Annotated in this window: 13 protein-coding genes; 9 read left to right on the top strand and 4 right to left on the bottom strand. The window is 73.8% G+C overall.

Annotated features, from left to right (window positions below; genetic code table 11):
- Positions 1–51 precede the first annotated feature (51 nt).
- From Q1A09_RS08105 to Q1A09_RS08120, 4 genes are all read left to right on the top strand, one after another.
- Entirely contained in the window at positions 52–2,319 is a 2,268-nt protein-coding gene (locus Q1A09_RS08105; RefSeq protein WP_299953413.1) for a bifunctional diguanylate cyclase/phosphodiesterase, read from the top strand.
- Between the two features lie 118 nt (positions 2,320–2,437).
- A complete protein-coding gene (locus Q1A09_RS08110) occupies positions 2,438–4,099 on the top strand; it encodes a carbamoyltransferase C-terminal domain-containing protein (protein WP_299953415.1) in 1,662 nt (553 codons plus the stop codon).
- Positions 4,100–4,221: 122 nt separating this feature from the next.
- Complete coding sequence (locus tag Q1A09_RS08115; protein WP_299953417.1) at positions 4,222–4,677, top strand: DUF4383 domain-containing protein; 456 nt, start codon at positions 4,222–4,224, stop codon at positions 4,675–4,677.
- 120 nt (positions 4,678–4,797) lie between these two features.
- Positions 4,798–6,009 carry an acyl-CoA dehydrogenase family protein gene (locus tag Q1A09_RS08120; RefSeq protein WP_299953419.1) on the top strand — a complete coding sequence of 404 codons (1,212 nt, stop codon included), beginning with the start codon at positions 4,798–4,800 and terminating at the stop codon, positions 6,007–6,009.
- A gap of 92 nt (positions 6,010–6,101) precedes the next feature.
- Here the strand turns inward: Q1A09_RS08120 and Q1A09_RS08125 are convergent, their stop codons facing one another.
- Together Q1A09_RS08125 and Q1A09_RS08130 are read right to left on the bottom strand one after the other, a co-directional pair.
- Complete coding sequence (locus tag Q1A09_RS08125) at positions 6,102–6,302, bottom strand: hypothetical protein (protein ID WP_299953421.1); 201 nt, start codon at positions 6,300–6,302, stop codon at positions 6,102–6,104.
- A gap of 80 nt (positions 6,303–6,382) precedes the next feature.
- A complete protein-coding gene (locus Q1A09_RS08130; RefSeq protein WP_299953423.1) occupies positions 6,383–6,580 on the bottom strand; it encodes a hypothetical protein in 198 nt (65 codons plus the stop codon).
- A gap of 85 nt (positions 6,581–6,665) precedes the next feature.
- Here Q1A09_RS08130 and Q1A09_RS08135 point away from each other — a divergent pair, with 85 nt between their 5' ends.
- The gene (locus Q1A09_RS08135) at positions 6,666–7,658 is read left to right on the top strand and encodes a LacI family DNA-binding transcriptional regulator (RefSeq protein ID WP_299953425.1); all 993 of its coding nucleotides are present in this window, start codon (positions 6,666–6,668) and stop codon (positions 7,656–7,658) included.
- Positions 7,659–7,667: 9 nt separating this feature from the next.
- On the opposite strand, the gene Q1A09_RS08140 is transcribed toward Q1A09_RS08135, so the two are convergent.
- Complete coding sequence (locus tag Q1A09_RS08140; protein WP_299953427.1) at positions 7,668–9,230, bottom strand: aldehyde dehydrogenase family protein; 1,563 nt, start codon at positions 9,228–9,230, stop codon at positions 7,668–7,670.
- Between the two features lie 159 nt (positions 9,231–9,389).
- On the opposite strand from Q1A09_RS08140, the gene Q1A09_RS08145 reads away from it, so the two are divergent.
- Entirely contained in the window at positions 9,390–10,397 is a 1,008-nt protein-coding gene (locus Q1A09_RS08145; protein ID WP_299953429.1) for a tripartite tricarboxylate transporter substrate binding protein, read from the top strand.
- 47 nt (positions 10,398–10,444) lie between these two features.
- Here the strand turns inward: Q1A09_RS08145 and Q1A09_RS08150 are convergent, their stop codons facing one another.
- Positions 10,445–11,359 (bottom strand): LysR family transcriptional regulator, encoded by a 915-nt coding sequence (locus Q1A09_RS08150; RefSeq protein ID WP_299953431.1) that lies wholly within the window; start codon positions 11,357–11,359, stop codon positions 10,445–10,447.
- Between the two features lie 108 nt (positions 11,360–11,467).
- Between Q1A09_RS08150 and Q1A09_RS08155 the strand changes: the two genes are divergently transcribed.
- The 3 genes from Q1A09_RS08155 to Q1A09_RS08165 are packed head-to-tail and all read left to right on the top strand — an operon-like array spanning position 11,468 to position 14,563.
- The gene (locus tag Q1A09_RS08155) at positions 11,468–11,980 is read left to right on the top strand and encodes a tripartite tricarboxylate transporter TctB family protein (protein ID WP_299953433.1); all 513 of its coding nucleotides are present in this window, start codon (positions 11,468–11,470) and stop codon (positions 11,978–11,980) included.
- A 1-nt stretch (position 11,981) separates the two neighbouring features.
- Positions 11,982–13,595, top strand: coding sequence for a tripartite tricarboxylate transporter permease (locus Q1A09_RS08160; protein WP_299953434.1), 1,614 nt, complete (start codon positions 11,982–11,984; stop codon positions 13,593–13,595).
- Positions 13,592–14,563: a tripartite tricarboxylate transporter substrate binding protein gene (locus Q1A09_RS08165; protein WP_299953436.1), complete on the top strand. Its 972-nt coding sequence runs from the start codon at positions 13,592–13,594 to the stop codon at positions 14,561–14,563. The genes Q1A09_RS08160 and Q1A09_RS08165 overlap by 4 nt, the downstream gene beginning before the upstream one ends.
- Positions 14,564–14,573: the final 10 nt, after the last annotated feature.

The following is a 14,573-nucleotide window of genomic DNA, read 5'->3' on the forward strand; positions in this document are numbered from 1 at the left end:
CAACCAACTACGTTGCGTGCGGTCAACCATCTCGCCGGGCAGGGTGGCCGTATGACCTCCGCCGTCGCCGTCCGCTGGCTGCCCGGTGCCGCCCGCACCGCGGCCCCCGCTCTGCTGGTGGCCGCGCTGGCGCTGACCGCGACCGTCGCGGCCGGCCGGTCGGCGGACCTCCCCGGCGTCCTGGTGGCCGTGCTGCTGGTGGCCGCGGCCGGCCGGCTGGTCCGCTCGCGCACCGGTGCGGGGATGCCCGAGCGCGAGGTGTGGGGCCGGCTGACGCTCTCCGGCCTGGTGCTCGGCACCGGCGTGGCGGCCACGGTCGTCTGGTCGGCGGTCCCGGGGGCACCGGCGATCGGCGGGCTGCCGATCGCACTGGCGGTCGTCGCGACGTTCCCCGCGGTGTACGGCGGGCTGCTGCGGTGGAACCGGTTCTCCACCAGCCTGGCCGACCCGAACGACGTGCTCAACGGCGTCTCCGCCGTCCTGGTCGTCGTGGCCATCGGCAACGTGGTCGTCGACCACCTCGACGGGCCGCTGGCCGCGCTGCCCGACTGGCGGCTGCAGCCGCTGCTGGGGGCGGCCGGGGCGACGATCGTGTACCTCGGCACCACCTGGGTAATGACGGTGATCGCCGAGCTGCGCACCGACACCCGGATCTGGCTGGTCGCCGCGGCGCTCACCTGCCTCTTCTCCGCCGCGCTGGTCGGCCTGGTCACCGCCGACCGGTCGCCGGGCACCGCCGTCGCGCTGGGCTGCGCCGCGCTGGGCCTGCTCGCGGTCGCCGCGGCACTGGCGCCGCGCCGGTCCACCCCGCAGCCGGCCGACCCGGTCGACTCCACGGTCGGGGCCTTCGTCGTCATCACCATCGCCACGCTGACCCTCGTCGTCGCAGCCACCACCGCGCCGTCCTGGGCGTCCGCCGGCTGCGCGGGCCTGGCCGCGATCGGGTCGAGCCTGCGGCTGCTGGTCAACGTCCGTGACCTCGCCGAGCTGGCGGTGAGCCGGCGCGAGGCGCTGACCGACGACCTGACCGCCCTGCCCAACCGGCGGGCGGTGCTGCGCACCGTCGAGCGGCTCTGCACGGCCGGGACGCCCTTCGTGCTCGGCCTGGTCGACCTGGACAAGTTCAAGGAGGTCAACGACGGCCTCGGGCACGCGGCCGGGGACGACCTGCTCCGGATGATCGCGCGCCGGCTGGAGGCGTCCGCGGGCCCGGGCACCGTGGTCGGCCGGCTGGGCGGGGACGAGTTCGCCGTGGTCGCGCCGGTCACCGGGTCGCTGCGCACCGACGACCCGGCCGCCCGCCTGGGCAGCGAGCTGCTCGACCAGTTCGCCGCGCCCTTCGAGGTCGCCGGGCTCGTGCTGCACAGCGGCCCCAGCATCGGGCTGAGCACCCACGAGTGCGACGAGCACGACCCGGGCGCCTGCGCGACCCGGCTCCTCCGGCGGGCCGACGCCGCGCTGTACGACGCGAAGAGGGCCGGCTCCACCGCACTGGCCTGGGACCCGGCCCGGCACGTCGACACCAGCGGCCGGCTGACCCTGGTGGAGGAGCTGCGCACCGGGATCGCCCGGGGCGAGCTGGTGCTGCACCACCAGCCCCAGGTGTCGGTGGCCACCGGCCGCACCGTGGGCGTGGAGTCCCTGGTGCGCTGGCAGCACCCGACCCGGGGACTGCTGCCGCCGGCGGACTTCCTGCCGCTGGCCGAGGTGCACGGCCTGATGGGCCAGCTGACCGAGGCCGTGCTCGCCCAGGCCGTCGCCCAGGCCGCCGCCTGGCACCGGGACGGGCTGGCGCTGCGCACCTCGGTCAACCTCTCGGTCAGCAACCTGCTCGACGCGTCGCTGCCGCGACGGGTCGCCGGCCTGCTGGCCACCCACGGGCTGCCCGCCGGAGCGCTTGTGCTCGAGGTGACCGAGACGGTGCTGATGAGCGACTCGGACGCGAGCCTCGCCGTGCTCACTGCGCTGGCCGACCTGGGTGTGGCGGTCAGCATCGACGACTTCGGCACCGGGTACGCGTCGCTGAGCTACCTGCGGGAGCTGCCGGTCAGCGAGCTCAAGCTCGACCGGTCGTTCACCGCCGACCTGCTCACCGACGCCCGCACCGAGGCGATCGTGGCCAGCACGATCGAGCTGGCCCACCGGCTGGGCCTGCGGGTCGTCGCCGAGGGCGTGGAGCAGCAGGCCACCCTCACCCGGCTGCGCGCGCTCGGCTGCGACGAGTCGCAGGGGTACCTGCACTCCCGGCCGGTGCCGGCCGAGGAGCTCGTCGCGACGCTGGTCCCCGGCCCGCAGGCCGGTCTGTTGCAGCCCGCCTGAGCCGGGGCCGGTCGCGCGGACGGGTGATCCCGGCCGCTCGCCGTGCGCTGCCACGCGCTGCACCTGATCATCGACCGTGGACCGGGCCGCTGGGAGCCCGGCCGGGAGGAGTGCGCACGTGAAGGTCCTGGGCATCAACGCGATCTACCACGACCCGGCGGCGGCGCTGGTCGTCGACGGCGAGGTCGTGGCCGCGGCGGAGGAGGAGCGCTTCAGCCGGCGCAAGCACGGCAAGCGGCCCCTGCCCTGGAGCGCCTGGGAGCTGCCCGAGCTGGCCGCGGCCTGGTGCCTGCGGCAGGCCGGCATCCGGCCCGAGGAGCTGGACGCGGTCGCCTACTCCTTCGACCCGGCGCTGATGGGCACCCCGGAGGAGTCCGGGCTGTTCGACGACGGCGACGTGATGCGCAAGAAGTACGCCGAGATGGCCCCGGACTTCCTGGCCCACGCCCTGCCCGGGCTCGACCCGGCCAAGGTCCGCTTCGTCCAGCACCACGTCGCGCACGCGGCCTCGGCCGGCCTCGCCGCGCCCGGGGGCGCGGGACAGCGGGACAACGCGGTGCTGGTGCTCGACGGCCGCGGCGAGGCGCACAGCCACCTGGCCGGCCGCTACGTCGACGGGCAGCTGGAGGTGCTCGCCGGCCAGGCGCTGCCGCACTCCCTCGGGCTGATGTACGAGGACCTCACCGACCACCTGGGCTTCCTGCGCAGCTCCGACGAGTTCAAGGTCATGGCGATGGCCAGCTACGGCAAGCCGCGGTTCGTCGGCGACCTGACCGAGCTGATCCGGGCCACCGACGACGGCGGCTTCCGCACCGAGCAGATCGACTACACCGAGTTCGCCCCGCGGCTGGGCAAGGGCGACGCCTGGACCTCCGACCACGCCGACCTGGCCGCCAGCGTCCAGCAGCGCCTGGAGGAGGTGCTGGTCGACCTGGCCCGCTGGGTGCACGAGCAGACCGGCGAGAAGACCCTCACCCTGGCCGGCGGCACCGCGCTCAACTGCGTGGCCAACACCCGCATCCTGGCCGAGAGCCCGTTCGACCAGGTCTGGGTGCAGCCGGCCGCCGGCGACGCCGGGACGGCGCTGGGCGCCGCCCTGCACGTGGCCCGCGAGCTCGGCGAGGAGACCCAGCCGATGCCCGGCGCGGCGCTCGGCCGGGGCTGGAGCGACGACGAGATCGAGCAGGTGCTGGTCACCGCGGCGATCGACTACGAGCGCCCGGACGACGTCGCCGAGGCGGTCGCCGAGGTGCTGGCCGACAACGGCATCGTCGCCTGGTTCCAGGGCCGCAGCGAGTACGGCCCGCGCGCGCTCGGCCACCGCTCGCTGATGGCCCACCCCGGCTTCGAGGCCAACCTCGAGCGGATGAACGACGTCAAGGGCCGCGAGCAGTTCCGCCCGGTGGCCCCGATGGTGCTGCTGGAGAAGGCCCCGGAGATCTTCAGCCGCGGCCCGATCCCCTCGCCGTACATGCTCTTCGTGCACGACGTGGCGCAGGAGTGGCGCGACCGGATCCCCACGGTCACCCACGTCGACGGGACGGCGCGGATCCAGACCATCGACCCGGAGGTCTCCCCGCTGGTGCACCGGATGATCTCGGCGTTCGAGCGGCGCACCGGGCTGCCGGTCGTGGTGAACACCAGCCTGAACACCGCCGGCCGGCCGATGGTCGACGACCCCCGCGACGCGCTGGAGTGCTTCGGCTCGGCGCCGGTCGACCTGCTGGCGATCGGCCCGTTCGTCGTCCGCCGGCCGAAGGCGACCCCCCGCCCGGCCTGAGGTTGCGAGTTGATGACGACCGTCACCCGTTCGGGTGGCGGTCGTTTTCGCACCGCCTGCCTGGGAACTCCCTGAGCGGCCTGCTGAGACCTGGCGGGCCCGCACGGAACGGGAGGACCACCATGTCCAACGCAGACCTGCCCGGCGCCGGCAGCCGGGGTCGTACCTGGCCCCAGTGGCTGTCGCTCGCCTTCGGCGTCGTCTACCTCGCCATCGGGGTCATCGGGTTCTTCATCACCGGCTTCGACGACTTCTTCGGGATGTCGGACGACACCCTGCTCGGCTTCATGATCAACCCGATGCACAACGTGGTGCACATCGTCATCGGGCTGGCCGGCATCGCCCTGGCCAGCACCCTCGGTGGTGCCCGGGCCTACGGCTGGCTGCTCGCCGTCGGTTACGGCGCGGCCTTCGTCTACGGGCTGATCGCCCAGGGCGAGGACTGGGACTTCCTCAACATCAACACCGCGGACAACGTGCTGCACATCGTGACCGCGGTGATCGGCCTGGTCATCGCGCTCGGCCCGGTGAAGACCGTGGACACCGCGCGCGGACCGGACCAGTCCCTGCGCCGCTGAGCCCACCAGCGCCCGGCAGCAGCTCCACCGCGACCGCCCGGACACCGTCACCGGTGTCCGGGCGGTCGCGCGTGCGGCCCCCGGTGCGTCCTACGTCACGTCCGGCGCTAACGTCCGGCCATGGACTTCACCCTCTCCGCCAAGGCCGAGGACGTCAGTGGCCGGATGTGGGACTTCATGCGGGAGCACGTCTTCCCCGCTGAGCCCGGCTACGACGAGTGGCGCGCCGCGCGCGGCCACGACGACCACGCGCACCCGCCGATCCTGGAGGAGCTCAAGGCCGAGGCGCGCCGGCGCGGCCTGTGGAACCTCTTCCACCACGAGCTCGGAGGGATGACCAACCTCGAGTACGCCTCGATCGCCGAGATCATGGGCTGGTCGCCGGTGATCGCGCCGGAGGCGACCAACTGCGGCGCCCCGGACACCGGGAACATGGAGACCCTGATGCTCTTCGGCACGCCAGCGCAGAAGACCCGCTGGCTCACCCCGCTGCTGGAGGGGGAGATCCGGTCCGGCTTCGCGATGACCGAGCCCGACGTCGCCAGCTCCGACGCCCGCAACATCCAGACCTCGATCGTCCGGGACGGCGACGAGTACGTCATCAACGGCCGCAAGTGGTGGACCAGCGGTGCCGCCGACGAGCGCTGCGAGATCTTCATCCTGATGGGCAAGACCGACCCGGACGGCCCGCCGCACCGCCAGCAGTCGATGGTGCTCGTGCCCCGCGACACCCCGGGCCTGGAGATCGTCCGGCACCTGCCGGTGTTCGGCTACCAGGATCAGCACGGCCACTCGGAGCTGCGCTTCACCGACGTCCGGGTGCCGGTGACCAACATCCTCTCCGGCGAGGGCGACGGCTTCATGATCGCCCAGGCCCGGCTGGGACCGGGCCGCATCCACCACTGCATGCGAGCGATCGGCATGGCCGAGCGGGCGCTGGCGCTGATGGTGGAGCGGGCCAAGAGCCGGGTGGCGTTCGGCCGGCCGCTGGCCGAGCAGGGCACCGTGCGGGAGTCGATCGCGATGTCCCGGATCGAGATCGACCAGGCCCGGCTCTACGTGCTGCAGACCGCCGACCTGATCGACCGGTTCGGCGCCAAGGGCGCGCGCACCGAGATCTCCGCGATCAAGGTCGCCGCACCCCGGGTGGCCCTCGACGTCATCGACCGGGCCATCCAGCTGCACGGCGGCGCCGGGGTCAGCGGCGACACCGTGCTCGCCCGCTTCTACGCCAGCGCGCGCACGCTGCGGATCGTCGACGGCCCGGACGCGGTGCACGTCCGCGGCGTCGCCAAGGAGGAGCTCGCCCGCGAGCGCCCCTTCGCCGGCTGAGGAAGGACACCCTCGCCCCCCACCGCTCGCACGCTCGCGGCGGGCCCCTGCGAGGGGGCCGCTGGTGCCGCCGACCCGGTCGGCGGCACCAGTCACGGGGCCAGCGTGCCCCCGAACGCCCCGCCGGCCAGCTTCGCCATCAGCTGGGTGCGGTCCAGCCCCGCCGCGGTGAGCGCGTCGGCGTCCCGGTCGGTGTCGATCTGCTCCGGCAGCCCCGCCTCCACCCGGTCCGCGGTGTCGTTGTCGCCCTCGGTGCGCAGCACCTGGACCAACTGCTCCCTGCTGATCTGCACGGCCGCCTCCACTCCTGGATGTGTCAGCGGTCACACTGCCGGGTCGGTCCCGAGATCGCCAGGTGGTCCCGATCAGGCGGTCAGCGCGGCTGCGCCCGACGCACGAGGAGGCCGCCCGCCACCGCCACCACCAGGCCGACCGCCACCTGGGCGATGCCGATCCCGCCGCGGTCGCTGCCGAACCAGGTGACCGAGGAGACCAGCAGGACGACGGCGATGCCCAGCAGGAAGAGGCCGATCTGCCGCTCGCGGGGGGCCCGCGGTTCCGGTGAGGTCATGGGGTCGACCTTCTCAGACCGACCTGAGAGCGGTTCCAGCGCGCTGGGCCTCCCGGGACCGCCCCGCCGGTGCCAGGCTGGTGACATGCGCCAGGAGCACCGGCCCGCGGTGACCATCGAGCACGTCGCCCGCGCCGCCGGGGTCTCCCGGGCCACGGTGTCCCGGGTGCTCACCGGGTCGGGGCCCTCCTCCGCCGACGCCGCACAGCGGGTACGCGCCGCCGCCGAGCGGCTGGGCTACACCGCCGACCCGGTCGCCCGGGCGCTGGTGCACGGCGGGGGCACCCGGCTGGTCGTCGCGGTGACCAGCGCCTCCCCCACCGACCTCGTCGACTGCCCCTACGTCTCCCGGGTGGTCGGCTCGGCCGCCCAGCGGTGCGCCGGCGACGGGCTCGGGGTGGCGCTGCAGTGGCTGCCGCTGGGGTCACCGGAGCCCACGCTCGAGGCGCTGGCCCGGGACCGCTCGGTCGCCGGGGTGGTGCTGGTCAACACCACCCACCGGGTGCTGGCCGCGCTGCCGCCCCGGCTGTCCGGGCGGGTGGTCTCGATCGGCGCGGGCTCCCCCGCCGTCCCCCTGGTCGACGTGGACACCGCGGCGGCCGCGACGGCGCTCACCGCGCACCTGCTCTCCTCGGGACGCCGGCGGATCGCGATGCTGGCCGGGCCGCCGTGGCTGCCCTGCGCCGAGCGCCCGGTGGCCGCGCACCGGGCCGCCGTCCGCGCCGCCGGCCTGCCGGAGCGGGTGCTGGCCGCGGACTTCACCGCCGAGAGCGGCCGGCTCGGCGCCGTCGAGGCGCTGCGCCGCTGGCCGGACACCGACGCCCTGTACGCGATCTCCGACGAGACCGCGCTGGGCGCGATCCAGGCGCTGCGGGCGCTGGGCCGCCGTGTCCCGGAGGACGTCGCGGTGACCGGTTTCGACGACCTGCCGCTGGCCGCCGTCACCGGTCCGCCCCTGACCACCTCGACCCACCCGGTCGAGCAGATCGCCGCCCGCGCCGCCGGCAGCCTGCTCGACCGCGACCGGACGCCGGTGACGCTGTTCGGCTCCGCGCTGGTGGTCCGGCAGAGCGCCTGAGCGCGGCGGTCAGATCGCGGCGGGGTACCGCGAGTGCTCCGGGAAGTTGCCGTACAGCAGCTCGTTGTCCGGGCCCTGGGTGACCGCCTGGACCAGCAGCTCCCCGCCGACGAAGCAGCCCAGCCAGGACGCGCCGCGGCCGCCGAACGGCTCGGCCCGGTCCCCGCGGGAGCGCGGCTTGTTGATGCCGACCTTGAACGCCTGCACCTCCCGGGCCAGCCGGCGGGCCTTGTCCTCGTCGTCGCAGGCGAGGCTGGCGACCAGCGCGCCGTTGGAGGCGTTCATCTGGGCCAGCAGCTCGGCCTCGGAGTCGACCACGACGATCGTGTCGATCGGCCCGAACGGCTCGGCGTGCATCAGCGCGCTGGCCCCGGCGGGGGAGAGCAGCGCGGCCGGGGCGACGTAGGCCGAGGTGTCCTGCCCGGTGATGAACCGGCCGTCGGTGACGCTGCCGCGGTACAGCGGGACCGCACCCCGGTGCATCGCGTCGTCCACCCGGCGGCCCAGCTCCTGCGCCTTGGCCGCGCTGATCACCGGGCCGAAGTCCAGCGTCGGGAGGTCGTCGCCGTCGGCCTCGACGGCCAGCGGGTGGCCGAACCGCAGCGACTGCACGACCGGCAGGTAGGTGGCCAGGAACTGGTCGACCAGCTCCCGCTGGACGACGTAGCGCGGGTAGGCGGTGCAGCGCTGCTTGCCGTACTCGAAGCCCTTCTTCAGGTGCGCGGCGAGCCCGGCCCAGTCGGAGAACTCCCAGATGCCCCAGGCGTTGAGCCCCTCCTGCTCGAGCATGTGCCGCTTGCCGGTGTCCAGCAGGTCGGCGGCGACCTTGCCGCCGTTGGACCGGCCGCCGACGAAGGCCAGCGCACCGATCTCCGGGGAGCGCACCAGCACGGACGACAGCTCCGCGCCCCCGCCGGAGAGCAGGGTGACCGGCAGCCCCTCCCGGGCCATCAGCGCGTGGGCCAGGGTCAGGCAGGCCGCGCCGCCCTGGGACGGCGTCTTGGCCAGCACCGCGTTGCCGGCGAGCAGCTGCACCAGCTCGCTGTGCACCAGCACCGACATCGGGTAGTTCCAGCTGGCGATGTTGCTGACCGGGCCGGGCAGCGGCTCGCGGCCGGTGAGCATGCCGTCGATCTCCGCCAGGTACCAGCGGACGCCGTCCAGGGCGCGGTCGACGTCGGCGCAGGCCAGCTTCCACGGCTTGCCGATCTCCCAGGCCAGCAGCAGCGCCAGCTCGTCGCGGGCGGCGGCCATCGCCTCGACCGCGGCGGTCACCCGGGCCTTCCGCTCGGCCAGCGGCGTCCGGGCCCACTCCCGGTGGGCGGCCGCGGCGGCCAGGACGGCGTGCTGCGCCTCACCGGCGGAGAGCCGGGGCAGGCCGATCAGCTTCGTGCCGTCGACCGGGGTGACCATCGGCTCGGGGCTGCCGATCGGCCGCCAGGCGCCGTCCACCAGGTTGTGCAGCCGGTCGGTGCCGAAGGCCTCGGGGGCGAGCTCGGCGGCGCGGCCGAGCACCGCGGCCCACTCGGTGCCGGGCTTGACGTGCAGGGCCGGGGGCGTCGTGGCTGCCATGTCGGCACTCTGCCAGTCGTCCTGGACGTCTGGGAGGTGATGCGGGTCACCATCTCACCGGGATCGTTGCCCGACCGTGACGGAGCGGCCGCCCGGCCTGCGGTGACGCAGGGCACAGTGAGCCAGACCACTGCCCGCCCACCCGACGGAGGACAACCGATGCAACGACGCCGGCTCACCCTTCCCGCTCTCCTCGCCGCATCCGCACTCACCCTGGCCGGCTGCGGCGGCTCCGAGGACGAGCCCGCGACCGGGGGTGGTGGGGACGACGCGGCCGCGGCCGCGGACTACCCGACCGACGACATCACCCTGTACGTGCCCTACGCGGCGGGCGGCCCGACCGACCTGGCCGCGCGCACGATCGGCGACTGCCTCTCCGCGGAGTTCGGGCAGACCGTGGTGGTGGAGAATCGCGAGGGTGCCTCCGGGTCCATCGGCATGCAGGCGATGCTCGCCGGCGGCAGCGACGGCTACAGCCTGTCGCTGATCGCCGTCCCGGCCACCGCGACGAACCCGCTGCAGCAGGACGTCGGCTACACCAACGAGGACTACGTCCCGATCGCCGCGGTCACCGAGATCCCCTCGGTGCTCGCGGTCGGGGAGGACTCCGAGTACGCCGACGCCGAGGCGTTCTTCCAGGCCGCCGAGGAGGACCCCGGCACGATCAACATCGGCGTCCCCGGGGCGACGACGTCCCAGGCGATGGAGGTGCAGCGGATGGCCGAGGAGTACGACGTCCAGCTGACCGCGGTGCCCTTCACCGGCAATGCCGAGATGACCACGGCGCTGCTGGGCGGCAACGTGGACGCCGTCTTCATCAACGCCTCCCAGGACGTGCTGGCCAACATCGAGGCCGGCGAGTTCGTGCCGCTGGCGGTGAGCCCGGCCGAGCAGGTCGACTACCTGGAGGGCGTGCCCACGCTGGCCGAGTCGGGCTTCCCGGAGCTGACCAACAGCGTGTCGGTGTTCGGCCTGGCGGCCCCGGCCGGCACCCCGGACGACGTGGTGCAGACCCTGGAGGACACGGTCGGCAGCTGCCTGGAGCAGCCGGAGACCCAGGAGCGGCTCGGCGAGCAGTACGTGCCCGACGAGTTCATCGGTGCGGACGCCTTCGCCGACCGGATCGACGAGATCGTCGAGGCCTACGGCCCGATCCTGCAGGACTGACCGCCGGCCGGTGCCGTCCGGGCGTCCACCGTCCGGACGGCACCGCCCTACCCCGACGGGCTGGGCAGCACCTCTTCGGCGGTGTCCAGGAACCCGGCCAGCACCGGGGACGGGTCGTCCCGCCGCCAGGCCAGCGCGATCGGCACCCGCACGTCCACCCCGCCGGCGATCGGCCGGAAGACCACGCCCTCCAGCTGGAGCCGTTCGGCCGAGGACGGCATCAGCGTCACCCCGACCGCGGCGCCGACCAGGGCGACCACGGTGTGCGTGTCCGGCGCCTCCTGGACGACGCGCGGGGTGAACCCGGCCGAGAAGCAGGCGTGCACGGCGGCGTCCCGCAACGCGGAGCCCTGCCGGGACGGGTAGGTGACGAACGGGTCGCCGGACAGGTCGGCCAGGTCAACCGACTGCTGTGCGGCGAGCGGGTGGTCCAGCGGCAGCACGGCCATCAGCGGCTCGTTGAGGATCACCCGGCTGGCCAGCGGCCCGTCGGGCACCGGCGCGCGCAGGAACCCGACGTCGATCCGCCCGTCCAGCAGCGCGCTGACCTGGGTGCCGCTGAACACCGCGGGGTGCAGGTCCAGCCGCACCAGCGGGTACCGCTGGCGGTAGGTGCGGGCCATCCGGGGCAGCAGGCGCCAGGTGATCGCCCCGGTCACCCCGACCCGGATCTCCCCGCGGGCGCCCCGCTCGCTGGCCAGCACCGACTCCCGCGCGCGGTCGACCTCGGTCAGCACCCGGCGGACATGCTCCAGGAAGACGACGCCGGCCCCGGTCAGCCGCACCTGCCGGGTGGTGCGCTCCAGCAGCAGCGTGCCGACGTCGGCCTCGAGGTGCTTGATCTGCTGGCTCAGCGCCGGCTGGGCCGTGTGCAGCCGGGCGGCGGCCCGGCCGAAGTGCAGCTCCTCGGCCACGGCGGCGAAGGCACGCAGGTGCCGCAGCTCCATCGAGCCTCCGGTCATTGATGCCCTCCCCGTCTGGATCAGTGGGCGATTCCGTATTGGACCACTCTCAAAGCCAGCCCTAGTGTCCTGGGTCACACGCAGCGTCGACGAGGACGAGGTGAGCAGGTGCACGGGTCCACAGCGGCGTCCCAGACCGGGCCGGAGGCGACGGCGGCCCGGGCGCACCGGTGGCTCCGGCTGCACCGGCTCGCGCCCGTGCTGCTGGTCGCCCTCGGGGTGGCGGCGGTCACCGGTTCCCGCCGGCTGGGACTGGGCGAGCTGACCGCCCCGGGGCCCGGCCTCTGGCCCTTCATCGTCTCGCTGCTGCTCACCGGCACCGCGGTCGCCCTGGTCCTGGTCGACCCGGCCGAGGACTACGAGCCCTGGACGTCGGGCACCGTGCGGATCATCGCCGGACTGGTCAGCCTGGGCGTCTTCATCGTGCTGTTCCAGGCCCTCGGCTTCGTCGTCGCGGCCTTCCTGATGCTGCTGCTGTGGCTGCGGGTCTTCGGCGGGGAGTCCTGGCGGCTGACCCTGCTGCTGGCCGCCGGCGGGACGGCGGTCATGTACCTGCTGTTCGTCGAGGCGCTGGGCGTGCCCTTCCCCGACGGCCTCGTCGACGCCGTGGTCGGGGGCTGAGGTGAGCACCTGGAGCGGCATCGGCCAGGGGTTCTCCGTCGCCCTGGACCCGACCAACCTGCTCTACGTCTTCCTCGGCGTGCTGATCGGCACCGTGATCGGGGTGCTGCCCGGACTCGGGCCGACGGCGACGATCGCCCTGCTGCTGCCGATCACCTACTCGGTCGAGCCGGTGACGGCGGTGATCCTGCTGGCCGGCATCTACTACGGCTCGATGTACGGCGGCACGATCACCTCGGTGCTGCTGAGGCTGCCCGGCGAGGCGGCGTCGGTGGTGACCACCTTCGACGGCTACCAGATGGCCAAGCAGGGCCGGGCGGGGCCGGCGCTGGGCATCGCCGCCGTCGGCTCCTTCATCGGCGGCATCGTGTCGGTGGTCGGGCTGGTGCTGCTGGCACCGCCGCTGGCCGACCTGGCGGTCTCCTTCGGGCCGCCGGAGTTCGTCGCGCTGACCGTCCTGGGCATCCTGCTGGTCACCTACCTGGGCACCGGCTCGGCGCTGAAGAGCCTGTCGATGGCCGCGCTGGGGCTGCTGCTCTCGACGGCCGGCCTGGACCCGATCACCGGCACCGCCCGCTTCACCTTCGGGGAGGTCTCGCTCTTCAACGGCCTGGACTTCGTCGCGGTGGCGATGGGCCTGTTCGGCGTGGGCGAGATCCTGCACAGCCTGGAGCGGACCGAGAAGGTGCAGGCCGTCACCGCCAAGATCAAGGGCATCTGGCCGACCCGCACGGACTTCCGCGACTCGGCCGGCGCCATCGGCCGCGGCTCGCTGCTCGGCTTCGTGATCGGCGTGCTGCCCGGCGGCGGCGGGGTCGTCTCCTCGCTGGCCTCCTACGCCATGGAGAAGCGCCGGGCCAAGGACCCCAGCCGCTTCGGCAAGGGCGCCATCGAGGGGGTCGCCGGCCCGGAGACGGCGAACAACGCCTCCTCCACCTCGGCGTTCATCCCGCTGCTCACCCTGGGCATCCCGGCCAACGTCGTGCTGGCGCTGATCTTCGGTGCGCTCCTGGTGCAGGGCATCACCCCGGGACCCCAGCTGATCGAGCAGGAGCCGGAGATCTTCTGGGGCGTCATCGCCTCGATGTTCATCGGCAACCTGATGCTGCTGGCGCTGAACATCCCGATGGTCGGCATCTTCGTGCAGATGCTCCGGGTGCGGGCCGGCATCCTCGCCGCGTTCGCCCTGCTGGTGACCATGGCCGGCGTCTTCTCGGTCAACAACAACGTCTTCGACATGTGGATCGTGCTGGGCTTCGGCGTCATCGGCTGGCTGATGAAGAAGACCGGCTTCGAGCCCGGCCCGCTGGTGCTCGCCTTCGTGCTCGGGCCGATCCTCGAGCGCGCCTTCCGGCAGTCGATGCTGCTCTCCGGCGGCAGCTTCGACATCTTCGTCACCCGTCCGCTGTCCGGTGGGCTGTTCGCCCTGATGGCCGTGATCATCATCGTGAGCGCGGTCACCAGCCGGCGCCGCAAGGCCGTCTTCGGCCGGGTCGACCCCGCCGACGTCGACGAGCCGGCGCCGGACGCCGACCGGCAGGTCACCGCCGAGGGCAGCCCCGGCGCCGACTCGACGACCGACACGCCCCCCACCAGCACCCCGGGAGAACGATGACCGCGCGCCGTGCCCTCGCCGTCCTGCTGCTCGCCGGTACCGCGCTGACCGGCTGCGGCAGCGGGGGCGGGTCCGGCGAGGCGCCGGAGGACTACCCGACCGACGACATCGAGCTGCTGGTGCCCTACACCGCCGGCGGGCCGACCGACATCGCCGCCCGGGCGCTGGCCGCGCACATGGAGGACGAGCTCGGTCAGTCCGTCGTCGTGACGAACGCGCCCGGCGCGTCGGGCGCCACCGCCTACCAGCAGCTGATCAACGCCGACGCCGACGGCTACACGCTGTCGATGACCGCGCTGCCCACGGCGGTGCTCAACTACCTGTCCAACGAGGTCGGCTACACCCGGGAGGACTTCGCCCCGGTCGGCGTGGTCACCCAGGTGCCCTCGGGGATCATCGTCCCGGCCGACTCGCCGTACGAGTCGCTGGAGGACCTCTTCGACGCCGCGCGGGCCGACCCGGAGGCGGTCACCGTGGGCACCCCGGGGGCGACGAACACCCACGCCGCGGAGACCCAGCGGATCACCGCGCTCTACGACGTCCCGCTGACCGTCGTCCCGTTCAACGGCAACGCGGAGGTGCAGACCGCGCTGCTGGGCGGCAACGTCACCGCCGGCTTCGCCAACCTCTCCCAGGACGTCCTGCCGGCGATCGACTCCGGCGACCTGCGGGTGCTGGCCGTCGGCAGCCCCGAGCCGCTGCCCTACGTGGACGCCCCGACGTTCGTCGAGCTCGACTACCCCGAGCTGGTGCAGAGCACCACGACCTTCGGGGTGATCGCCCCGGCCGGCACGCCGGCGGAGGTGGTGCAGACGCTGGAGGACACGCTGCGCACCGCGGCGGAGGAGCCCGGCGTCGTCGAGGCGCTGGACGAGCGGTACGTGCCGGCGGAGTTCATCGGCGCCGACGGCCTCGGCGAGCTGTTCGCCGAGACCGAGGAGACCTTCCGTGACGTCCTCGGCGACTGAACCGGCGATG

This window comes from uncultured Modestobacter sp., from assembly GCF_947486615.1.
Taxonomy (GTDB): Bacteria; Actinomycetota; Actinomycetes; order Mycobacteriales; family Geodermatophilaceae; genus Modestobacter.